The sequence below is a fragment of the Bacillus sp. BPN334 genome (genome assembly GCF_008368885.1).
In the GTDB taxonomy this organism is placed as follows: domain Bacteria; phylum Bacillota; class Bacilli; order Bacillales; family Bacillaceae_G; genus Bacillus_A; species Bacillus_A wiedmannii.
Genome location: NZ_QOZW01000013.1, coordinates 388,384 through 411,787 on the forward strand (window position 1 = coordinate 388,384; position 23,404 = coordinate 411,787).

Annotated in this window: 17 protein-coding genes and 2 pseudogenes; 13 read left to right on the forward strand and 6 right to left on the reverse strand. The window is 33.3% G+C overall.

Translation table 11 applies throughout. From position 1 onward, the window contains the following. Positions 1-377 precede the first annotated feature (377 nt). From hlyII to DN393_RS22160, 5 genes are all read left to right on the forward strand, one after another. Complete coding sequence (hlyII, locus tag DN393_RS22140) at positions 378-1,616, forward strand: hemolysin II HlyII (RefSeq protein ID WP_064474007.1); 1,239 nt, start codon at positions 378-380, stop codon at positions 1,614-1,616. A gap of 661 nt (positions 1,617-2,277) precedes the next feature. Continuing rightward, complete coding sequence (hlyIIR, locus tag DN393_RS22150) at positions 2,278-2,883, forward strand: hemolysin II regulator HlyIIR (RefSeq protein WP_098116436.1); 606 nt, start codon at positions 2,278-2,280, stop codon at positions 2,881-2,883. Between the two features lie 136 nt (positions 2,884-3,019). After that, on the forward strand, positions 3,020-3,379 hold the full coding sequence (locus tag DN393_RS32160; RefSeq protein WP_255449823.1) for a hypothetical protein: 360 nt from the start codon (positions 3,020-3,022) through the stop codon (positions 3,377-3,379). After that, positions 3,376-3,681 carry a hypothetical protein gene (locus DN393_RS32165; RefSeq protein WP_255449824.1) on the forward strand — a complete coding sequence of 102 codons (306 nt, stop codon included), beginning with the start codon at positions 3,376-3,378 and terminating at the stop codon, positions 3,679-3,681. The genes DN393_RS32160 and DN393_RS32165 overlap by 4 nt, the downstream gene beginning before the upstream one ends. A 699-nt stretch (positions 3,682-4,380) precedes the next feature. Next, a complete protein-coding gene (locus DN393_RS22160; protein ID WP_149173945.1) occupies positions 4,381-7,107 on the forward strand; it encodes a sensor domain-containing protein in 2,727 nt (908 codons plus the stop codon). Between the two features lie 467 nt (positions 7,108-7,574). Here the strand turns inward: DN393_RS22160 and DN393_RS22165 are convergent, their stop codons facing one another. The 4 genes from DN393_RS22165 to DN393_RS22180 all read right to left on the reverse strand — a co-directional run bounded on the left by DN393_RS22165 (position 7,575) and on the right by DN393_RS22180 (position 12,375). Continuing rightward, the gene (locus DN393_RS22165; protein WP_229135778.1) at positions 7,575-8,801 is read right to left on the reverse strand and encodes a histidine phosphatase family protein; all 1,227 of its coding nucleotides are present in this window, start codon (positions 8,799-8,801) and stop codon (positions 7,575-7,577) included. A 221-nt stretch (positions 8,802-9,022) separates the two neighbouring features. Beyond that, positions 9,023-10,018 (reverse strand): S8 family peptidase, encoded by a 996-nt coding sequence (locus tag DN393_RS22170; RefSeq protein WP_064474013.1) that lies wholly within the window; start codon positions 10,016-10,018, stop codon positions 9,023-9,025. Positions 10,019-10,044: 26 nt separating this feature from the next. Further along, positions 10,045-10,929, reverse strand: a complete 885-nt coding sequence (locus DN393_RS22175; protein ID WP_064474014.1) for an endonuclease I family protein — start codon at positions 10,927-10,929, stop codon at positions 10,045-10,047. 603 nt (positions 10,930-11,532) lie between these two features. After that, positions 11,533-12,375 carry a hypothetical protein gene (locus DN393_RS22180; RefSeq protein ID WP_088047423.1) on the reverse strand — a complete coding sequence of 281 codons (843 nt, stop codon included), beginning with the start codon at positions 12,373-12,375 and terminating at the stop codon, positions 11,533-11,535. A 918-nt stretch (positions 12,376-13,293) separates the two neighbouring features. Here DN393_RS22180 and DN393_RS22185 point away from each other — a divergent pair. The 8 genes and pseudogenes from DN393_RS22185 (at position 13,294) to DN393_RS22230 (ending at position 21,327) form a co-directional block, all read left to right on the forward strand. Continuing rightward, on the forward strand, positions 13,294-14,385 hold the full coding sequence (locus DN393_RS22185; protein WP_088058584.1) for a patatin-like phospholipase family protein: 1,092 nt from the start codon (positions 13,294-13,296) through the stop codon (positions 14,383-14,385). A gap of 401 nt (positions 14,386-14,786) precedes the next feature. Next, positions 14,787-15,203, forward strand: a complete 417-nt coding sequence (locus DN393_RS22190; protein ID WP_088047421.1) for a VOC family protein — start codon at positions 14,787-14,789, stop codon at positions 15,201-15,203. 1,382 nt (positions 15,204-16,585) lie between these two features. Further along, positions 16,586-17,311 (forward strand): annotated as a pseudogene (locus tag DN393_RS22195) (hypothetical protein). Positions 17,312-17,639: 328 nt separating this feature from the next. Then, entirely contained in the window at positions 17,640-18,269 is a 630-nt protein-coding gene (locus DN393_RS22205) for a hypothetical protein (protein WP_149173947.1), read from the forward strand. Then, on the forward strand, positions 18,269-18,904 hold the full coding sequence (locus DN393_RS22210) for a hypothetical protein (protein ID WP_149173948.1): 636 nt from the start codon (positions 18,269-18,271) through the stop codon (positions 18,902-18,904). Before DN393_RS22205 ends, DN393_RS22210 begins: the two co-directional genes overlap by 1 nt. Positions 18,905-19,247: 343 nt before the next feature. Continuing rightward, positions 19,248-19,629, forward strand: a pseudogene (locus DN393_RS22215) (hypothetical protein). Positions 19,630-19,645: 16 nt separating this feature from the next. Beyond that, on the forward strand, positions 19,646-20,278 hold the full coding sequence (locus DN393_RS22220; protein WP_088047418.1) for a nuclease-related domain-containing protein: 633 nt from the start codon (positions 19,646-19,648) through the stop codon (positions 20,276-20,278). A 308-nt stretch (positions 20,279-20,586) separates the two neighbouring features. Beyond that, complete coding sequence (locus DN393_RS22230) at positions 20,587-21,327, forward strand: epoxyqueuosine reductase QueH (RefSeq protein ID WP_370458106.1); 741 nt, start codon at positions 20,587-20,589, stop codon at positions 21,325-21,327. A 585-nt stretch (positions 21,328-21,912) separates the two neighbouring features. Here DN393_RS22230 and DN393_RS22235 read toward each other — a convergent pair. After that, the gene (locus DN393_RS22235; protein ID WP_149173950.1) at positions 21,913-23,142 is read right to left on the reverse strand and encodes a DUF438 domain-containing protein; all 1,230 of its coding nucleotides are present in this window, start codon (positions 23,140-23,142) and stop codon (positions 21,913-21,915) included. A 12-nt stretch (positions 23,143-23,154) separates the two neighbouring features. Then, positions 23,155-23,382 carry a DUF1858 domain-containing protein gene (locus DN393_RS22240; RefSeq protein WP_149173951.1) on the reverse strand — a complete coding sequence of 76 codons (228 nt, stop codon included), beginning with the start codon at positions 23,380-23,382 and terminating at the stop codon, positions 23,155-23,157. Positions 23,383-23,404: the final 22 nt, after the last annotated feature.

A 23,404-nucleotide genomic window follows, 5' to 3' on the forward strand; every position in this document is an offset into this window, starting at 1 on the left:
GATTTATAAAAATTTTAGAATAAATAATAAATAATAAATTGTAATTAAATTAGTTGAGAATAAGAACGTATTATAGGATTAGGTTTTTTTATACGAATAGTTACACAAGAAGAAATGAGGAGTAAAGAATACCTATAATTTTTTGTTATTTTTTAAACAATAATTTTAAATATAAATTTAAATTTGTTGTTTAAATCGTTATCTTGTGTTTTAATAATATTGATAATGGATATCAATAAGAGAGATGAAAATTAGCGAAACAGGTGCTGCTAGTTAATGTCATAAAGATTTATAAATTTCTACATTGTATTGTTATGAATCTATCTCTAGTATTGAAATTTAAAAATAATATGTTTATAGAAGGAGTGGCTGTTTGTATGAAAAAAGCAAAAGGAATAGCTAAAAGTGTTGCGGTAGCTTCCGTTATTATGTCAGGAACATTTGGCTTACAAACAACATCTGCATTGGCAGATTCTAAGGGAACTGTAGAAAATCTTCAAAATGGTGGGAAGGTCTATAATAGTTTTAAAACTACTTATGACATGAAGCAGAATATCAAAAATTCAATAAAGGTTTCCTTTATTGAGGATCCGTACGCAGATAAAAAGATTGCAATTGTTACTACGGATGGTAGTAATATAGATGCTAAATATACAATTAATGGCGGATACTATAACGCAGGTTTAAAATGGCCATCGGCGTATCATACAGAAGCAGAAATAACTAGTGGTGATAGCGCTCAATTTCATAAAGCTGCCCCAGTTAATACAATGACTTCAGCAAAGGTTAGTTCTGAAGTAGGGTATACACTTGGTGGAAGTGTTAAAGTTGGGGTAAATGATAAAGGACCAAATGCTGAAGCGAGTATTACAGGTAGTTTTGCTTGGAAAGAAAGTGTATCTTACGATCAAGCAGATTATAAAACAGTATTAGAGACTCAGACAGATAAAAAATTAAATTGGAAAGTAGGATTCCAATCATTTAATTTCCCAGAGTGGGGAATTTATAATCGTGATTCATTCAATACTTTCTATGGTAACCAACTATTCATGAAATCACGTAGTAATAATGAAGGAACCAATAATTTTGTTTCAAAAGATACAGTACCAGCTTTAACAGGATATGGTTTTTCTCCAAACGTAGTAGCGGTTATTACTGCTGATAAAACAGAATCTACATCAGATTTAAAAATAACAAATCGTAGAATTTCAGATCAGTACAATATTGAATGGGTAAGTTCAAAATGGTGGGGAACAAACAACAAGGATACATATAATGAGTTCTTTACAAACCACTATAAATTAGACTGGAACAAACATCAAGTTACTCTTGATAATCAAAAAGCCCTTGAAGATCAAATGAATGGTATCAGTAGTGTAAATGAACAACTTAACAAAGGAAAAGGTAAATTATCTTTTTCAATGAATGGAAATCAACTCAAAGCTACATCTAGCAATGCTGGCTATGGTATCAGTTATGCAGATAAAAATTGGGGTATCTTTGTAAATGGTGAAAAAGTCTATACGTTTAATGAAAAAACAACTGTAGGTAATATCTCTAATGATATTAACAAGTTAAACATTAAAGGACCTTATATTGAGGTTAAACAAATCTAATCAATAAATGAAATACAATTGATGGATAATTATTTTATCAAGACATGAGTAATGTGGCATTTTTTAAACACGTATTATGCAATGAAGGGATCAGATCTTATTCGTAAAATAGATAAGATTTGATCCTTATTATTTTTTCCTTCGCATACAAGATTAAGCTGAAAATAGATATTTGTCACCCAATTACTTCATTCCCTAATTTAGATAAGAGAATGAAGTAATTGAGAGCTATTCATTTTATCATTTGGCCAAGAAGCCACCTTACTCAAGGAACTTGAAGGGCCTCAGCCCGGTGAGTAGATGGGAGATGAATTGGCTTCGAACAAGGAAGAGCAGGAAGCCATCTTACTTGTTCGACATACATAAAATGTTGCCGGACAATTTGTCAGTATTATTTCACTATCTATCTAATAGATGCCTGTCTGTTTGTCGTATGGATTCTAAATGGATACTTTTTTGATGAAGTAGGAGAAGAATATGTTCAGAAGATGTTGTGTTTTTAAAATATTGGTTGTGTAATGAATTGCCCAAAGTGATTAAGAATTCATCGATTGTTAAATTATCATTTTAAACATATAATTAAATTTAATTAAAAAGATAATCAATTCAAAGTCCTTATTGAACTTTTGAAATGAGCTATATACTAGTTGAGGTGTGGGGAATGGGAAAATCACGAGAGCGGACGATGGAAAATATTTTAAAGGCTGCTAAGAAGAAATTTGGAGAACGTGGCTATGAAGGTACGAGCATACAGGAAATTGCAAAAGAAGCGAAAGTGAATGTTGCTATGGCTTCTTACTATTTTAATGGGAAAGAAAACCTATATTATGAGGTATTTAAGAAATATGGTCTTGTTAAAGAGTTACCCAATTTTCTTGAGAAGAATCAGTTAAATCCTATCAATGCCCTAAGAGAATATTTAACAGTCTTTACTACGCATATAAAAGAGAATCCTGAAATTGGAACATTGGCATATGAGGAGATTATTAAGGAAAGTTCCAGATTAGAAAAGATTAAACCTTATTTAATAGGTAGTTTTGAACAGTTAAAAGAAATATTACAGGAGGGTGAAAAACAAGAGGTTTTTCATTTCTTCTCTATAAATCATACGATACATTGGATCACTTCTATTGTTTTATTTCCAAAGTTTAAAAAGTTCATTGATTCTTTAGGGACGGATGAAACAAATGATAAAAATCATGAATGGATGCCAGAAGACTTAGTGAATAGGGTTATTTTCGCATTAACCAATAAACCTAGCATTTGACAATCCAAAATCTAAAAGGACCAGCTGTGAGATTCTTGTTACCAAAAAATTAGGAAGACGGAAGAAAAAGGGGTAGTTATATATACTGGTTTTCAAGCCAATGTAAAGCCAGGTGAATATGTAAAAGTGAATAGTAATGGTCCATTACTTCAAAACGAATTTTACTACAAGTTTAACAGCTAATACTGTGGAGCATTTTGAATTGGCTCCTGGAAACTATGAGGAATATACAGTTGGGCATGTAAGTGAAGTTTCTTCTAATGAATTAGTAGTTACATATATAGATAATAACGGAAATCCAGCAGATCTTCGTGTCCCTCTAAAAAATACTCATAAATTTAAGGTTAATGACTTAGTGAAAGTAGAAAGTGATTTCTGGGCAAGATCCATACCACCTATAGCTGTAAATGCAAAAGTAGAAAAAGTTAAAACGCAAATTAATGATTCAATAAATAGTACTAGTACTGAGTCTTTAGAAAAAAAGCTACTACATTGAAACCAGGAATGTATGAAAAAGAAGATGGTCAACCTAATTTTGTAATCGGAGAAATCACAAAAATAGACAAAGATTATACCGATTATGTAGCTGTCACATACCCTTCTAAAAATGGGAAAAATGATCTTGTTTATGTAGAGTTAACACAGGGGCAACAATTTAATATAGGTGATATGGTTCAAGTAGATTTTCATGATGGATCTAATTTCCATGGAATGGATAAAACAACGTATGACCATATTCAAAAAAATAACGATAAAATTAAACAGAATACAAATAAAGAGCAATGGGTTTGGTCTTAATTTTAAGAAAATAAAAATATCCATCTATAATGTATATACCAATTCAAAAAGTCTTGTAATATGTTACAAGGCTTTTTTGAATTAGTTACTTTAAAACATTATCTTCTGTTTCATTTTTATTAGCTGCTGCAAAAATGTCATATTTCTGTCGTGGACACTCATTCATATAAGTAACTATAATAGCTCCATTAATTAGGGATATGTTACATTTATATAATTTCTCAGAGATACATGTTTATATAATGATTGTCCTGTTTATATTCTTTTGACTGGAAAGTCTATACATACACTTAATTTCGTGAAATTTTTTTATATTGATATAAAAACTTTTTTTGTTGATAATATTTAATGCATCTAATCAGTATAAGCCTTTCTGTAATCTATTAATTTTGGAATCATGATGTTAGCATTGTCCAATCCATTTGAAAGCATGCTAGAGTACTAGACATATTTGTGGTTTTTTATGAGAAAAAGGATGCAGAGAAATATGGTGATTTATCATTTTCCGACAGAAGATTCCTTTCGTTTCATACGGTTAGAAACATTTTTATAATTCCTGTTCTATAATTGTTGAATATTAACAGGTGTAATTTGAGGTTGCTTTATTTTGAAAGAAATCTTTTGAAATGGTCATAATAGAAATAATAATTAGAAACAAATTTAATAAAAAATAATGAAAGACTTAAGAAGGTGAATATATTGCGTAAACATTCACATGTGCAATTTTATGTATTGATATTGGCTCTAATAGCTTATTTAAGCTTTTGCTTTATATTTTTATTTGTTTTTCCGAATCAGTATTTTGTATCAGATTTTAATATACGACTCTCATCTTTAGTTGTTGAAACTATTGTACTTATTTCATTACTCTATTCTATAGTATCCAGAAAAGTTAAGTTAGGAGTGTTTTGGGCTTGTATTACTATTGCAATAGGGTGTTTCTTGATAGGGAATTTTATATCTGCTTTTCAAGTACTTAATATAGAATTATCAATACAAAATTTTAATATCTCTGATGTATTTTTGTTGTTTTTCTTATTCTTCTTTCTCTTTGCGTTCTTTTATAAAATCATGATGGAATGTAACAAATGGGAGAAAGCGTATTTGATTTGTGATTTATGTATTGTTGTTACTGCTATTTTCACCTTAGAGTGGTACCTATTTAATAAACCTTCTGCAAATATTTTATTCTTATCAATTGGAGATGTTTTTCTTTCATTTATTTTCCCGATTATAGATCTATTGCTTCTTTTACTAGGAGTTAGCCTTATCTTTCGACCAGCAATTTTTAATGCGAAAAGTAAATTATTTATTTTCATCTTAGTATTAACTGGATTGTCTATTACGGACTATTTATATTTCTATTTACAAGATGATTTATCACATCGTTCACTCATATTATTAAGGTGTTTGTATAGAGTTTTTCTATTATTTATTGCCATTGCCGCTACTATCCCAAGGAGTGCATCTTCTAGAAGAAATTATTTTATTATTAATCCGACATTTGGAAAGAAACTTCTTGTCATATTTCCTTATCTTGCAGTTGCAATCTTAATTGGTTTTACTTTGAAAGAGCAAACTTCTTCATCTACACTGATTACGGGCAATTGTATTGCCTTTGTATTTGTACTGATTCGTCATACAATTGTACGAATGCAAAACAAAGATTTAACCGAAACATTAAAAGTGTTCAATAATCAATTAGAGCAAAAAGTATCTCAAAGAACAGCAGACTTAATAAAAAAGTCTAATGATTTGGTGAAAAATCAAGAGAGGTTTAAGTCCTTATATGAGTATCATCCAGATCCTATATTAACAATTGATTCAAATGGTACCGTATTAAATATAAACCAGTCTGGAAGTATGTTATTAGGGAAAGACAGTGCTGCATTGATAGGAAAAGAGTGCTTTTCAATTTTTTTAGATGAAGATAGATCTGAATTGGAAGCAGCTCTACAGGAAGGAAAACGATGCAGTTCGACTTCTTTACAATTACGGGTGAAAAACAATAATGAGAAGGACATTCATTTTTGGTGCGTGACCATTGTTCCTATTATGATAGAAGGACAAACTTTTGGGAGTTATGTAATGGTAAAAGACATTACGAGAATGAAGCAACAACAAGATGAGATAAACTATCTAGCATTTCATGATACGGTGACGGAGATTGGAAATCGAATATTCTTCCAACAAGAATTAGAAAAATCCATTGAGCGTGCACAAAAAACGCAGGGTGAATTTGGACTCTTGTATATAGATTTAAATCGTTTTAAGACCATTAATGATACAATGGGACATTCAATCGGTGACAGTGTTTTAAAAGAAGTTGCTAAGCGTTTTAGGACATGTCTGTCACCGTCTATTCCTCTAGCGAGAATAGGGGGAGATGAGTTTGCAGTCATAGTCCATAACCACACAGAGCAACAGCTACTGGATTTATGTGAAACTCTGTTTCGTATAACTGAAGAACCATTTGTAGTAAATCAGCATAGTTTTTACTTATCTCATAGTATAGGAATAGCAGTGTATCCGTTTGGAGGAATAAACACTACTACACTTTTACAACATGCTGATATCGCCATGTATAGCGCAAAGGAAAAAGGTAACAATGCTGTTTGTATATACGACGAGACATTATCTCAAAAAATAACAAGACGATTACAATTAGAGCAAGATTTACCGAATGCAATTGAAAATAATGAGTTGTTTTTATTGTACCAACCACAAGTGGATAGTAAGGCAGGAAAGGTTATTGGTGCAGAGGCATTAATACGTTGGCAACATCCAGAGCTGGGGCTAATTTCACCTTTTGAGTTTATACCTATCGCTGAAGAAACATCACAGATTATTTCAATTGGAAAATGGACGCTACAGCAAGCGTGTTCACAACTGAAAGAATGGCATTCTGCAGGTTATACAAATCTAAAAATGGGGATAAATTTATCAGCTATAGAGTTTGAACAGAAAGATTTTGTTCAAACGATTATATCTACCATTGAAGAAATAGGGGTACCAGCTAATTTAATTGATTTGGAATTAACAGAGCGAATTGCCATGGTAGATGAAAAAGAAACCTTATCGAAGTTAAAAGCATTAAAATCATATGGTGTACATTTATCAATTGATGATTTTGGTACAGGATATTCTTCATTGGCGTATCTACCTTTGTATCCAATTGATACTTTGAAAATTCCAAGAGAATTTGTGAATAGGATTGGAACTTCAAATGATGGAGATGAAATTATACAAACTATTATTTCGCTAGCCCATACTTTGAATATGAAAGTAATAGCAGAAGGGGTAGAAACGAAGGAACAGTTAACAGTGTTACAACGTAATTCATGTTACCTAATTCAAGGTTATTACTACAGCAAACCTATAAATGAAGATGAATTTATCAGTTTTTTAAAATGTGATTCTTTCTAGATTAATAAGAAGGCATTACAAACAAAAAAAGATACCTCTACAGGTGTCTTTTTTCATTTAAACCGTATTTTACAGCAAAATAAATAAGTAGTCCTTCAATAAGTTTAATAATTATAGATTCTTTTCCATTTAATTTAAATCGAAATCTACAAAAGCGTATTCAAATCTACACAAATGTATACATAAAAAGGGAGGGTAATTCAGTAAGAATATAGAGTTATTTTCAAATTCGCTATTAAAATAATTGAGCCCTGCTTGTGCAAGGATAATGTTCTCCTAATTTATAGCAAATCCATGTCTTATCTCATCTCTCGTGATATTATTTTGGGAATGAAAAAAGCTACAACGGACTAAGTAACTATTTTACCTGCAGAAAAGCGAAGAGTTGCAATAGTTATTATCAGATTAACATCACGTTCGCTAGATATTAAAAAATATAAAAACACAAATCACACCCAGATGAATTGCTACAAATGATCGTACTTAATGATTGATTCTGCTAACAAATCATATACCTGCTCAAGTCTATATCCACTGCCGGCTCCCAGTGGTTTAATCAGAACCATGTTCATGTAATCAAGTCGTTCTGTAAGCGGGTTGTCAGACGTAAAGCGATGAGCAATAAATACTTGATTTTTTCCTACTTCCGGCGTTGATTCAAGTAATTTCGGCAATTCGGGTTGGATAAGGCGCTCATCTAGCTGAACTTGTTCTTCTCCGAATGCATTCTGAGCGGTTTGCATTGCTCGATTAATTGGACTGGAACGGACAGGAGTTTGAATTGGGATATGTCTATCAACGAACAGTCTTCCTATTTTTCTTGCCTGTTCTAGACCAGTTTCGTTAAGAGAGGCATTCTCGCTGCTTGTATTTTCAAGCTGCGCGTGCCTAAAATATAAATTATATCCTCCTGTTTGAAGCAAAGAAAATGGATTTTGTGTGGGTCTGATTAGCCGCGACAATGCCCACTGTGTTTTTGAGAAGCTTTGCCCTGTCATCAACTTCTTATCCTTCAGTTGTTGTTTCATTTGTTCTCGTTTTTCTCTTGCATCCTCGCCGCCTTTAGCCTTTAAAGAAATTTCAACAATTGTACCATTTGTGATATACCAGCTTTCGACACTCGTTTTTAAGCCATGCCAGTTTCCTTTGTTTTTTTGTGCTCGTATTGGGCCTAAAACATTTAATTGATTGACGAGTTCTGAAAAATCCAGTCTCTCCCATTCCTTTAAACGGAGCGGCTGAGGCGCATGTTGCATAATAAGATCTTTCCACGCTTCACTCCTGTCAGGAGAAGCGATTGGGATGTTAACCTCGTAGGACAAACTAAGCGTTTTTTGTTCCTCACTCCACTCCACTTCTAATTCACAGTTCGGGTCGGATAAATCAAAGCCTGACGAAGCTGCAGCTTGCAACGCTTGCTCCAAAGCGATCGCCGGCTCCTCGCTTTGCGAAAGCTCGATTCTGTACTTAAAGGTTAGTTCCCATTTGTCTTTATTCGGCTTTAATCGTCCGCGAATAATCCAGCCATTCTGATACAAGGTTAAATCTGGGCTATCCAAAAAAAGAATGTCGATCATTTCAATTTCTTGAATTTCCATGTCTAATTGGTCTAACTGAAGTTGATTCTCATCAGTCAGTACTTGGTTAGCATCAAGCGGTAGTTTGACTTCAAACGGGATTTCGGAATAATTCATATAAACACTCCTTAAATAATTATAGACCATAAATAGGTATGTCAGAAATTACAGCAGAACGCCTCTATGTAGGATTCCTGGGATCTGCAGAATCATTGCGCTACAAGCCAATCGAGTACGATTCCAAATTTAGTCTAGCAACAGGGCATGCTCCATACGAAATACGCCCTGTTGTATATTTTGTTACTTTAATTCAACTGATAAGAGTTCCCAATGTTCGATTAAAGATAAGGGGTTAAATCTGGTGGATTCTGCTTCCAATACTCCGCAAGTAAATCTGGAGCTGTAAGGAATAGCAGTCCGTTTCCTTCTATCGATTTTTCAGTACCTAAGGGAACGGTGTGCTTGACCAGCTGTGCATACAACTCATCCTCTGTAAGCTGTCGGTTGAATTGATCGGAGGCTTTACAATAATTCAGCAAAAGCGCCAAAGCCCCGGCCACATGAGGTGTAGCCATCGAGGTACCAGATAATACTTTGTACGGATTACTCGGATCCGATACCAAATCGAGGGGGTATGCAGACAGAATGTTTACCCCGGGAGCTGTCAAATCCACTTCGTTGTTGCTGGATAAGAAATCGGCTGCTTTGCCGGTAAAATCAACTGCACCGACGGAGGTAGCTTCGTTATATCCTGCCGGGTAGCGCAATTCGGATCTTCCACCGTTACCAGCAGCACAAGTGACGATAATACCTTGCCCTACCGCTCGCTGAATTACCTTGTGAATCTTCGGATTATCTTTGGTGGTAGATAACGACATGGTGATGATATGGACGTTCTGCTGAATGGCGTACTCTATGGCCCGAACAATCCATTCTGGTTTACCAGAACCATGACGATTTAGTACCTTGAGAATTAGCAGGTTTGCTTTAGGAGCGACTCCGACAACGCCGCTATCATTCTTGGAAGCAGCAATGGTACCTGCTACATGGGTTCCGTGACCATTATAGTCTTTATAGTTGTCAACAGCTCCGTTGTCATCGTCGGTGAAATTTCTCCCGTCGATAATTCTGTCTCGCAGGTCGGGATGATTAACATCACAGCCGGTATCAAGAACGGCGATGGTTACACCTTGGCCATAGTTACCATTTTCCCAGAATTGCGGGGCTTGGATCATTTGAACACCTTTAGGGATTTCCTTGATTGGCCGGTTGACCTCTTCTGTTTGGAAGGGTAGCAGATTGACTGTATCCTCATTCCGATTCGCTACTGACATATAGAATCAAAACCTTTCTTTTAATGTTATTGGTGAAATACTCCAAAATCGATGATCTCCGCCAGCTCGGGAAGATCAATTAAAGGGTTGCGGTTTCCCTGAATGTCGAAAATGGCTTGGTTGCGATGCTTTTCGTACAAGTGTCCTGGAGGATCCTGTTTATGCCATTGAAGCAACACGTTTGTATCGATCTTACCGTGAATGTTTGCATCGACGGCATCGGGATAACGCAGGAAGAAGTATAGCATCGCGCGGGCTACGAAACCCTTACCATATTCGGGTTCGAAGACGCCGCCTTCCTCACCACTTCCGCCTTCGCCTTTTCCACACTCATCGAGTACCCATTCTGTACGAAATTCCTCTGGGGTGTAGTCGGCGAAATCCTTATACACCTTGTTACCTCTTTTGTTATTACATTCTTTTTCACAGTAAAATAAGTGATGCATATCTCCTCTCATAGGCTCTTGCTCATTAAACCAAGACTGCGGAACTACGTGCTCGATGTTTGCAATATGCCCTGTAGATGTAGTTACATCCGCTGTCAATTGCGTAAGACTCTCCTCAATAACAACTCTAGGATCCGCCTCTTTTCCAGAATAAATGCTTCGGAAGGAACCATCTTCATGCAAATCGACCCATGTTTTTAAATGCTCATCGCTATTGGAATAGCGTACTTTTGTGCTATGTGTATTTTCCAGCAATTCAGAGAGTTGCTGAAATAAAGCCTTGCCGTTCGTTTCATGAGGATTTATTCCTGTATAATACTTCTTGATATCCTCTTCATCTCGTGCTGCATCATAATATGCTCGTTCCTCGGATTGAATTCGTTCTAAATTCGTTTCGAGCGTGGCAATCAGCGGCTTCTTAGAATGTACTTTGCTTTCTTGGTCTTGCTGTTTCGTGTTTTTCATTTCTGTCTTGTACCTCCCTTGATGTTATCCCATTTTTTATAAAAAATTCTTGTAGCGTTTTTATTGCTTGATGTTTCAATTGATTATGAAGAATATATACGTTATTTTCTAATCTCTCTAAATGGATATGTACAGTAGAAGGGGGAAGATAACCTGAAATATACTTAAACTGTATATACGGATGTAACGAATTTATATCAATGTATTCTTTGTTGAGTAAAATTTCACATTCAAAATTACCTGTTAGTGAATAGTTTCATCAAGTTAAATACTCACTTTTTTTGAGAGTATTTAACTCGATGATAACAAACACAATTAAATAGATAGAAACTAAACAAGTTTTTTATCAATCTACAAAGATTATTAATAATTATGCTTAATCGAATTAGTGAAATACACTACGGGACTTTAAAAAATAAAGAAAATAGGTAGTTTTAATGTTCGGTTTTCTAATCTATTATTAGGATTATTCTATAAGGTGAAAAATTAATTATTTCACATAAGACGTATAATCTTTATTATCTTGAGCATAATAATTTTACAAAATTTATTAATAAGGTACTATATCTTTGTTTTTTAGTGGCAAAAATAAAGAAAAGTTTCTTACTGGTACATAGGGAAGAAGGTTCTCATAGATCGTTTTCCAAAAGAATATAATACTAAGTCATAATTTTGATTATTTAACTCAATTGTATGATGTTCGCTAAGTGTGTCAGCAAAACGAGCTGCTCCTAGAGCTAATAATCCTTCGGGACTAATACCTATAAAAAAGCCACCCTTTGGTTTATATAGTAAAGTACTATCAGTTTGAGTGTCAGAAGCTTCTAACGTGAAAGCAAAAGTAATGACGTCGGGAACTGAATTTTTATCTCGTGGACCTAAATAGGTAATTTTATCATTTTCTCCGAGTTGATCTTCTAGATAATACTTATACCAGAAATGATATCCATTTAGACTACTGCCCTTTTTCTTTTTTTCTCCAACGAATACATGTTCAAATCCACTTAGGTTTACACCAGATTTGCTGTTGAACTGTAAAAACCATATGTTATGCAAATACGTATACCATTGTTCATCAGATAAACTCGTACCTTTTCTGGTTTCAACAAAAGTTCTACAAAGCTTCATAGGATTAGATTGTATAGCATACTTTAAAAGTTCATCTACTTCTTTTTGTTCTTCAACAGTATTATCTTCTCTTAAGTGTGGATTTAAAAAGAAATTATTAAATAATTTTTTAACTAAATCATATGATTGTATTTTACTATTTGGTATGTGTACTTCTTTTATTAACATATGGTCTTGTTTTTCTTCTTTTGTTCTAACTTTTGTAGGTTCAACTAATACATAGCCCTTGTTGTTATCTACATTATCTTTATTTAATGTAGGTTGTATCCCATTTCCAAGCATATCTGCATCCCATATTTCCTGATAAATATTTGACATATATTTATCACTCCTTTTCCTTAATAAAATTGTTCATTCAAGATATATTGTTTGTTAAATCACAAAGTCTATTCATAATAAAAACGAAAAATTTTAGAAAAAGGAAGAGTAAAGAATCCTATGTCTTGAGAACTGTAAAAGTGATATTTGTAAATAAGTTTATACAGATTTTGTTATATTAATAGACCCATCAACCGTGTTCCCTAGTAATTCATTTAAGTGATATTTTTTAAGGAGCTAAGAATGAGATATATTCCAATCATTAAGTGTGTTATCCCAAATTAAAGAACTTAATAAATTGGTGATAATAGTATGTATTGCTCCACTTTATTACTTTCATTAAAGGAAGAAAATAATGTCATCATTAAAAGAACAAGTCAAGAAAATATGTAATCGACTTGCTCCGCATGGATGGGGAGAGTTACTTTATGATTGTACTTTTTTCTAATTCCCAAGAGGGATAAAACATAACAATTTAATTACATTGTTGTTATATCTAATAGCGATTAAAATCGCAATCTTATATTTTATATAAAAAGTAATATGCAAATATATTAATTATTAAAATGAATATGTACATAAAAAGTAGGTGAGTATATATGTTGATATATCTTATTGACCAGTATTGGAGGAAAGAATAATGAATGAAAAATATTTATAATTCTCCATGGTGAAGCGGAAGATAATGATTGCGACTGTACTTTAAAACCAGAGGGAGTAAAAAAGCAAAACATATGGTAGTTTCTCTTCTACAAAAAAAGATATGAAAGAGCGCTAAATAATTTCTAGTAGATATCTCAGGGCGATACAAATAGTTCACATCTTTTCTTAATATTTAAATTTAGATTATTGTACATATTCTAGATTGAATGAAATTAATGTCGGAAGCACAAAAGAAAATCTCAAGGAGGAATTTAAATGAATTACCCTTTTAAAAATTTAGTTTTTGAAGGAGGCGGAATTAAAGGTATTGGATATGTAGGGGCCTTAGAATATTTAGAAAATGAAAAGGAAATATTGTCAAATATTCAAAGGTTTGGAGGTACATCTGCAGGTGCAATTACAGCTTTAATTCTGGGACTAGGATATTCAGTTAAGGATCTAACGGAAAAATTAAAGAAGGTACAATTTGAAAAATTTAAAGATGATGATGGAATAATTATAGATACATTTCGGTTACTAGCAGGTGGATATGGTAGATACAAAGGGGATGAGTTTTTAAAATGGATAAAAGAAGATATTATTAAACCAAGGATGGAAGAATGGGTTCAAAAAGGAATTATTAAAGAAGAAATGAAGGATAAAGATTTAACTTTTGAAGAAATAGTCAAAATAACAGGAAAAGAAGTATATTTCCAGGGCACAAATGTCTCAACTAGACAAATTGTAACTTTTTCACATGAAACAACACCTGATATGTCTGTAGCAGAAGCGGTTAGAATTTCTATATCTATTCCATTTTTTTTCGAACCCATTGTTTGGAAAGGGGAATATTTTGTAGATGGAGGGGTATTAAATAATTACCCTGTTAGATTATTTGACCAAAAAAAGTATGTATTAGATGAAAAACATTATGAAGTCACTTCTTATTATGAAAGAGCGGCAGAATTTTTAGAAACAATACCTGCAGAAAGAGTTAGTGCTAATTTGGAAGATGTGCAGGTTTATAATAAAGAGACATTAGGATTTCGTTTAGATTCAAAAGCAGAAATAGATGTAATGAGGAATATTGCTGCACCAGTCTCTCACGAAATAGACAACTTTTTTGATTTTACTTGGAATTTAATGGGGACTATTGTGAAAGGGCAAGATAGTATGCATTTACATAAAGATGATACTGTACGAACTATTTATATTAACACAGTAGGGGTAACGGCGATAGATTTTAATATTTCTGAAGAGAAGCAACTGGAATTAATAGCCTCTGGTAAACAGGCAGCGGAAGAATTCTTCAAAACATATGATGATCCAAATAATCAAAGTATAAATAAAGTCATCCCGAGTGTTTAAAAGTTCATCTAATTTGATTTAATGTTAATTACTTTAATAGCAGACAGCATACTTTCAGTTTCATCAACTGCTGTCAAATCATCGATTAAATCAATCTTGTGGCAAAATTGAATCTTACTGAGCAGGCTGCTTGTTGTTACATCACTTGCATTCTTTTTATGTATCTCGTATTTGGAAATGCCTGAGTCGAATACCCTCCTATTTTATTAATTGTTGAGTAATAAAATAAGTGTTTAATTACAAATAAAGATGTTTAACAATGTCAGTCATGTTATTCAGTTAAATGGCTATTTCCTTAAATAATAGAGAGGATTTTTTGTAATTAAATTGAAGTTAATTCAGAAGCAGTTATTTAGTTTAGCATCTGGACGTACTTCTTAACATTAAGGAGGAAATTGATTATGAGCGACACACAGACATTCCGAGGACTAACTACAGTTAGTTTTTGGACAAATGATTTAACAGCGGCAAAGAAGTGGTATACCGAACTTTTGGGATTAGAACCATACTTCGTACGTCCAGGATATGCTGAGTTTCGACTTGGCGATTACCAGCACGAGTTGGGCTTGATTGATAGCCGCTACGCGCCTGATAGTTCAGCGAATGGTCCGGCAGGTGCTGTAGTGTATTGGCATGTCGATGATGTAACAGCCACATTCAAAAAGCTGTTGTCTATGGGAGCAAAAGAGTACGAGGCACCAACAGAGCGAGGTGAGGGGTTCATTACTGCTGCCGTAATCGATCCCTTTGGTAACATCTTAGGTATTATGTACAATCAGCACTATTTAGAGGTTCTGAGTTCGTCCCGAAAAGCGTGACCTTCGCCGTCGATATTCACAGTTCACCGAGGAATGGTATGTAGTGCTGTGAAGTGTAGCGATTATCTGTGCAGTGGTAGTTGTCTCGACTTATGTTATGCTTACCCTAATGATTTAGTATTCAATTTTCAGGAGAAAAGTACAAGGAAAATGGAAAGATGAGAAGAGAGTCACGAGGTAAGGTTAGTAAAGGATTATTCTAGATTAGGGCGCAATTGTGTACTAGCAATTGGAGTTAAATGACACAACTGTTGTGTTTTTAAGTGCAGTGAAGTGAAGTATATTCTATTAATAATTAAACGACTCTATTTTAACCCCTTCTTAAAATAAGAACGGGGTTATATGTATTTTAGGATTTACAATTAAATAACTTTATTGTCATTTTACTTTAATGCAAATACCCTAGCGATTTTTGGGAATATCCACCAATACTAATGGTTGTCCTAAAGGACTATTTCAAGTTATGGAGATAAGTATGAATAGAAAACCAAGTTTAACAAGACAAATTTTTGAAAACTTTTAGATAAAGTTGAAAGTATATTATTAACCTTTAACGCAATACCCTAATACTTTTTGACAATCGTCCTTCACAAGCTTAAGGAAAAGGATTCTTTTAGGTAATGTGTTAACTTTAATTAAAACTTCTTGAAATATATAACGTTATTATATAATATATAGTTTTATTGCTAGTTTGATTGATTCCGTTTATTCCCACACCTTCTTGTGTTGTGGTTGAGTTGTAGAAGCAAGTTACGTCTTGTTTCAATTGTGAAAGGGCTTCTTTGAGCCGATTAGTGTATATATAGCTTATTTTGCTATGCACATTATTAATCGACTTGAAGAAGCCTTTTTGTACTGTTTTCAAGTTCGCAGGCTGGGTTATGAATCTTAACAAATTACAAGAAAGAAGAGATATGAAAATGAAAAAAGATAGCATTTGGATGGTATTAGATGATTCAAAAGAGCAGGAAACAAGACAGTAATCCAAAGAGCGGATGATATATTTGCTGGTAGGGATGCGCTATCTAAAATTACAGGTGAAGAACTACTATTTTAATAAAATTTAGGTAGTTTACAGAGGAGAAAAGGAAGAACTGAGTGATGTATATACTTGGATCTTCTTTTTTTATTGAAAAAAAGAACTGGGGGGCAATTATTATGGATGTAGGAAATGTTTTAGTGGTGAGATTTTATCCACCCACACTAACAGTAGGGAAACACTGAATGTGGATAAGCGTATGCTTATACATAAACAAGATTTTGCATTCTAGGGTAAATGGATTGTAGAAGTAGATACTTCTCAAAAGAAATGGAACGAAACAGCAAAGTAATCGATGGGAAATTTGAATTCGATTTATTTGCATAATCGAGAGGGGAATACCATGTTTACAAACATTTTTATCGGTTTATTTTGTTATGTATTTTTTGTAGTTCGTTATTCAAGAAAAAAATTTCTAATAGAAGAAGCGAAGAGGGAAGAAAGAGAAAATACACCGGTAGAACGTCCCGTTTATTGGTGCCCGAGAGAAAATAGACCTATTGGTAGGGAACAAGAGCGTTTTACTGTCCTAACAAAAGAAATCACCTTAGAAAAAGATGTAGCAGGTATATATGATTTAGTTGCTATTACTGTTCAAAAGAATTTGGATGAAGAATTCAGTAACAAGTTAGAATAGGAAATTGATGCTGAAGTAGTGGAGCATGTTAAGGGTTTTCACTATACTCCTGATTCTGAAACAGTATATGATACCTCATTTCCGATTGATGAGGACATACCATTTTCAAGCAATATGGATACACTAGAGGGATTATTAGGATATGAAGATACATTTCATGAACTAGAACAGCTGAAAATCCTACAAGAAACAGCACATGGTACTTCTGTTCAAAATTTAGTATTAGAAGAGGAAGAATTTCAGGTTGTGATATGGACGGCTAAAATAGTAGAACGAAAGCAAGAACTCACCTGCATAATAAACATATCTAATAACAAGCGCTATTGGATTCATACAGGGGGAGAAATATTACCAGAAAATCAACTGCTGTATTTAGAATTGAAAATTGATTCATCTTATTCCTATACATTAGTTAGATGGAGTGGTAGATAGCTAGGAAATATATGAATGTATCTCCTAGTTATTTTTTCTTAGATAGCATGAAAAACAGCATTTTCTCACTCATTTGTACAAGGATGAAATTTTTTTGTTTTTGTACAAATGAGTGGGATAGAACGATTCACCATATGAGAATATTCAACTATAATGAAAAATTGTACGTCATTGTAATATTAAAATGTTTTGAGATTCAGGTGATTAACAGTCTTAGAACAGGAGAATTGAGGACTCTTCGTAATTTTACAATGCTTTAAATAGATAGTACCAAATCATGAGTATTGTATGAAAAAAATTTTATTAAAGTAAATAGGAGTGATTATATATGGCAATCGATCATATAAGCAACAACGTAGTAGAAAAATTAGAACAAGCGGTGCGCTACGAAAAGAAACAAGTTCAGTTATTACGTGTAAGTAAAAGTAGTTCTAATATACACGCGTATATGATTTTTCCGGAATTCTCAGAGGTTAAAATTTCAAATACCGAACTGGATGAATATATAGAAAATCTAACAATAAGCTTGAAATACTTCATTGATCGCAAGTTGAGTCAACAAGAAATAGAAAAACAAAATCATTCGTTCATTATGACATGTTCAGTTGAGGAGGATGGATTAATAGATGATGAAACTATTCATTTTAATACGACTTATGTCAAACCACCAACAATTGCAAATAAAGTATTTAAGTTGGTGTGTGGATTAGGGAATCGCTTAGATAGCTTAAAAGAATTACATATTACAGTATTAAATAATAATATTAACCGAATTGAAATTGAGTTTTACAATGAAAATGAAACATATGTGGCAGTAGAAAAAGAAGAAATTGCAAATGCAATTATGGGGGCATATACAAAAGCAAATATCTATTATGCAGCAGATCTTTATTATGCTGCAGAAGGAAATGAAATTAAATTAAAGAGCATTAAACCCAAATTAGCGGGTGATGTGTGATGAAACCAGAAAAAGGGATGCTTGGAGTCCTATGTACGCTTGTTTTAATGATTTTACTACTTATACCCTTACAAGCAGCTCAAGCTTCTGTAAAAGTAGATTTTAATGAATTGAAGGGGAACGATGTTTCGTCATCCTTTAACAAAGGGTTAAACAATCGAACGAAAACAACAGAGAAAGATGATTCATTTGGATCATCAATCATTCAAAAGATTGAAGGATTGTATGCGCCGGCTTTTAAAGTAGGAGTCAATATCTTTGCTATTTCATTCGTATTAGGCGTTATTGTCATGGTTATGGCATTAATTACAAAGAATGGTCAATGGATGAAGTGGGCAACCGGAAGTATGATTTTCTCATTTATCAGCATGATGTCGATGAGACTAAGTGTGTACTTCTTGTTTAGTTCCGATGTATTTTCATTTATGAACATCTTTACGGATTTTTTAGACCTGTTTAAAGCAACAGCACTTATTTTCACACCCTTTATGTTAATCGCAGGTATTCGTTTAAGAAGAATTCATGAGAGTACGAAACAGCCGGAATATTACCGTTGGGCCAATCGTGTCATAACAGGATCTTGTTTGCTGTGTATGTTAGCCGTACTCGCTCCATGGCTATTTGCTAATATGTAAAGAACTATATATAAAGATAGAAAAGGTACTGAATCTACATTCAGCACCTTTTATTTATCTATTTGGTTTCTTTTTTCATATTCTTCAAGTATCTTCGGCGATATAGGAGATAATATGTCACTTAGAAATACAGTTGTATTTTTGCAGGTGAAAAGGTTTGAAAAAGCTGAATCTGTTTCTTGTTCTGTTACCGTATTATCTACTAAAAGTTTTAACATATCAATTACAATCCTCTTTAGGCTAGTTCGTAAATTAATAGAGATGTATCATATTATACTTATAATTGAATGTGAATATTTCTCAATTGAAAATAACCTTATCTATTTTGAAAGGACTGTTTGTTTTGAAAAGAAATCGAGAGTATATCGTTTTACGAAATTCCATTTTAATCGGTTGGCTGCTCACAATTATTGTTATGGGCCTATCTGTCTATTTTTCTTCCATTATATATTTATTAATCGGATGTTTCATTCTGTCGCTAAAATACGGATTAATGGGCACAATAAAGAATGTAGAAAACCGTTTACCTACCTGGGCTAACTTTGGAGTCATTGAAAAACCAGTAAATAGAAGGGTAACCAGACCCTTTCAGTTTGGGGGGGCTCCTTGTTTCTTTAGCATTGGGATTCGTAGAGATGGTGATAAAAGGCTTATGTATGTCATATTTTATTTTAGGGTTAGAAACGTATGTATATCGTTTGATGCGCAGAAACGCAAGAGTGTGAAAAGGAGGCTTTTATTATGAAAGTATTGATATTTGAATTGATTCTCATTGTGATTCTGATTCCTTTGAACATTGTTTTAAAAAAACATGTACCGAAATGGAAAGCCGGGGAAAGACTAGTGAAACGTATATTGGGCAAATTAGATCCCAAAAGTTATTATGTGCTACATGATGTGACGGTTCATACGGAGTATGGTGATACAACGCAAATTGACCATATTGTTATTGCAGAAACAGGTGTAATTGTTATAGAGACAAAGAACTACGAGGGCTGGATCTATGGAAGTGAGAAATCAGCCAGATGGACACAGGGTATTTTTAGAAAGAAATCCTCTTTTCAAAACCCATTTCGACAAAATTATAAACATATAAAAGCAATTGAATGGGTGATGGAACAACAGCTGCCGTGTATCTCTATTGCGGCGTTTCATCCAAAATGCAGTCTAAAAAGGGTAAATGTTCATTCGAAAGATAAACATATCTTATATTATAACGATCTGAAAAAATGTATTGAATCTTATATTGATCTGAAACTAACAAAAGACGAGGTTGAGCATATCTACCAAACTATTTTGCGAGCTAATATTACAGGTAAGGATATTGAGAAGAAACACGTGAAGTATTTACAGAATAGGTTCGCTAAACAATAAGAAACGGAGAAAGGAACAATGTTATATATAATAGGATTTTTGGTAATCATCATAGTAGTTATTCGTCTTAACGTGAAGTATTATCAGTTAAAAGGTAACCCAAAAGATTTTGTGATGAAAAAGAATGATTTAAAATATATTGTAGACATAAAGTTAATAGACTACGTACATTATTTGGACCGTCATCAAAAGTCCATAAAAACCGTTTTAAGACTGATAAATAGATAAGTATAACTATATTTGTATTTATGGATGCGAATGATAAAATAGATAAATAAAAATAAATAGGAGGTTTAGTTGTGAAAGAAGTGCTAGATGTTGAAACGTATTTAAAAAAAATGAAGAACCAGAAAATAAATTATGACAAAGTATTAAGAAAAATGATTAAAGATTGGGAAGCAAGGAACGAAAGACCAAAAGTGTTACTTCATTCGTGTTGCGCTCCTTGTAGTACTTCTTCATTGGAATTTCTTGCAGAACATGCAGATGTTACAATCTTCTTCTCAAATTCAAATATCCATCCGAAAAGTGAATACATGCGACGCTCTAATGAACAAAGAATTTTTGTAGACAAGTTTAATGATCGTACAGGGCACACAGTAGAATTTATTGAAGATGACTATCGTTCAAATGTATTCTTTAAAATGGTAAAAGAGGAAGGTTTGGCAGAAGAGCCAGAAGGTGGGCTTCGTTGTTCAGCTTGTTTTGATATGAGATTGGATCGTTCAGCTGAGGTAGCACAGGAAAGGGGATTTGATTACTTCGGCAGTGCAATTACTCTTTCTAAAAATAAAAATAGTCAATTAATAAATGAACTTGGAATTGGTGTGCAACAAAATTATGATTCACGTTATTTACCAAGTGATTTTAAAAAAAGTAATGGATATCAACGCTCAATTGAAATGTGTAATGAATATGATGTTTTCCGTCAATGTTATTGTGGATGTTCATTTGCAGCGGAAAAACAAGGAATAGATTTACGAGGGGTGAACAAAGATGCAATAAATTATCTGAAAGAAAATAATCTTAGTTTGAAAAAAGAGATTTAAAGGTACCTGAAAAAATTGTATTATTGAGAGTTTAATTAAAAGTTTATTCAAACATATGACCAATGCGATGCAAAATCTAGATGTGAAGTAACCAAATGTTATACGCAAAACATTTAAATATTAATAATTATTGCAAAAGGACAAATCTACGCAGAATCATGGCGGAAGTTTGTCCTTTTTGCTGAAGAAGTAAAAAAGGATGATAAAAAAAAAGACACTCACTTAAGTGCCTTTTCTTCGACTTGATAACCACTTTAATTTTAATAAGATGTATACGAATTCCCATCCAAAGAAAATTCTATCATATTTTCTGAAAAATGAAAGCGAATTCTTGCAGGGGTTAGTTTTTTAACAGAACATGATATTATCTCAGGTGATTTCTTATTAACGTTAACAGCAAGATTTTTTATTCCTTTTTTCTTCTTGATACCTTTTATATAACGAGAGTGAAGAGAATTTCATTTTTGAAAAATAATTATAAAAAAAGAGGTAGGTTCTTAAATAATATGTTTTTCTACTTAAAGAGGATAAATCAAATATTTATCCTCTTTAAAGAAAAAACAAGGAGCTTGTGACAATCATAACTTACGAAAGAATCCGTTTTTCCCCTTGGATTTCTTGAATTGGATTGATATTTTGTGTGAATTCAAGGGTACCCATGTATTCTCCATCTTTACTTCGTATAGCGAAATAGCGAATGTAAACATATTTATCTTTGAACTTAATCCAGAAATCTTCACAATCTTTGTTTCCAGATTTAAAGTCTTCCAAGAGCTTTTCAACGACATGAACGCTTTTTGGAGGATGGCAGTTTTGAACTGTTCTACCAATTACCGCTTTTGTGCGAGCAAAGATTCGTTCTTTTCCATGAGAGAAGTAGCGTACAACATCATCCTGATCAATGTACGTAATATCCACAGGCAAGTGGTTCAACATCAGCTCTAGTTGTTTTAAAGATAGTATGCCAGTTTCTAGACGAATGAATCCTTCAGATATAGCCTGCTCTTGTATAGCCTTTCTTTCAGGCTTCCATACACCCGCAGGATCTGATAAGCAATAGCCAATTCCATCACTTTCATGAGCGATTTTAATCCATTCATCTTCCGTAAGAGTTTGAAGTGCCATCGGAAACAAAATATTTTCCTCTTTAAAAATCATTTCAGTTATCTCACGGATGACAAAGTATATGCCGTCTAAAACTGTCTTCTTATCTCCATTATAGTTAGTTAATGCTTGTTTCACATCTTTGATCGCGTTACGAATGACATCATCGATGCCCCACATTACTTGTGTCGGGCCGTAAATCCCGTATTTTTCTAAATAGGGAAAAAGCAAATTTTCTTTACGGCTGTAGTGTTTATCCACATCCAACAACAGATTTAAATCTTCGATGAGTTTATAAACGTTTTCTTTACTATCTTTTTTTTCGAAACGTTCATAGTGAAGTTGAAGTTTGAAGTTAACAAGTTTATCAATTTCTTTGTTTTCAAGCTTAAATGTATGAACTGGATGCCCAGCTAGATCTTCAGGTTTATCGGATTGATGAATTTCTTCAATTGACCCCTTAAAAATAGCTGTATGCACTGAGCATAAACGTTGTACTTCTTCCACAGGAATTCCTTCTTCTTCCATAAGTGACTGTTCAAGCTTTGAAATTTCCGCTACGGTAATATTCCCGACTGCTTTTTCAAATTGGGCCTTTACTTCTTCCACACTTTTTCCGTTATGAAGATTTTTAATAATTTTCTTTAAGGTAGCTTGTCTTTCGAATTTATTTATACTTTCTTGTTCACGATTGTTAATGATTTCGCTCATAAAAATTCTCCTCTATTCTTTAATGTTAAATCCATTATTTATAAAAGTCTTTTTTACTACATCGAAAGAAATTCCCCTCATCCGGCATCCATTGGGAATAGTCATTAAACGTCCGGCCGTGTACAGCATGCCAGGTTTCGCTATTTGTTTAAAGCCTAGTTCTTTTAAGATAGGGATGATTTCAGGGTGCTTGTTAGCTAAATCAAAAACGGTTTGACTAAAATCAATCATTTTTGTCATCACGTTCACCTCGGAAATAAGT

Coding starts and splice junctions, on each gene's coding strand:
- hlyII (WP_064474007.1), top strand. CDS start 378: ATGAAAAAAGCAAAAGGAATAGCTAAAAGTGTTGCGGTAGCTTCCGTT.
- hlyIIR (WP_098116436.1), top strand. CDS start 2,278: ATGGGAAAATCACGAGAGCGGACGATGGAAAATATTTTAAAGGCTGCT.
- DN393_RS32160 (WP_255449823.1), top strand. CDS start 3,020: ATGGTCCATTACTTCAAAACGAATTTTACTACAAGTTTAACAGCTAAT.
- DN393_RS22165 (WP_229135778.1), bottom strand. CDS start 8,801: ATGAATTATTCCGAAATCCCGTTTGAAGTCAAACTACCGCTTGATGCT.
- DN393_RS22170 (WP_064474013.1), bottom strand. CDS start 10,018: ATGTCAGTAGCGAATCGGAATGAGGATACAGTCAATCTGCTACCCTTC.
- DN393_RS22175 (WP_064474014.1), bottom strand. CDS start 10,929: ATGAAAAACACGAAACAGCAAGACCAAGAAAGCAAAGTACATTCTAAG.
- DN393_RS22180 (WP_088047423.1), bottom strand. CDS start 12,375: ATGTCAAATATTTATCAGGAAATATGGGATGCAGATATGCTTGGAAAT.
- DN393_RS22185 (WP_088058584.1), top strand. CDS start 13,294: ATGAATTACCCTTTTAAAAATTTAGTTTTTGAAGGAGGCGGAATTAAA.
- DN393_RS22190 (WP_088047421.1), top strand. CDS start 14,787: ATGAGCGACACACAGACATTCCGAGGACTAACTACAGTTAGTTTTTGG.
- DN393_RS22205 (WP_149173947.1), top strand. CDS start 17,640: ATGGCAATCGATCATATAAGCAACAACGTAGTAGAAAAATTAGAACAA.
- DN393_RS22210 (WP_149173948.1), top strand. CDS start 18,269: ATGAAACCAGAAAAAGGGATGCTTGGAGTCCTATGTACGCTTGTTTTA.
- DN393_RS22220 (WP_088047418.1), top strand. CDS start 19,646: ATGAAAGTATTGATATTTGAATTGATTCTCATTGTGATTCTGATTCCT.
- DN393_RS22235 (WP_149173950.1), bottom strand. CDS start 23,142: ATGAGCGAAATCATTAACAATCGTGAACAAGAAAGTATAAATAAATTC.
- DN393_RS22240 (WP_149173951.1), bottom strand. CDS start 23,382: ATGACAAAAATGATTGATTTTAGTCAAACCGTTTTTGATTTAGCTAAC.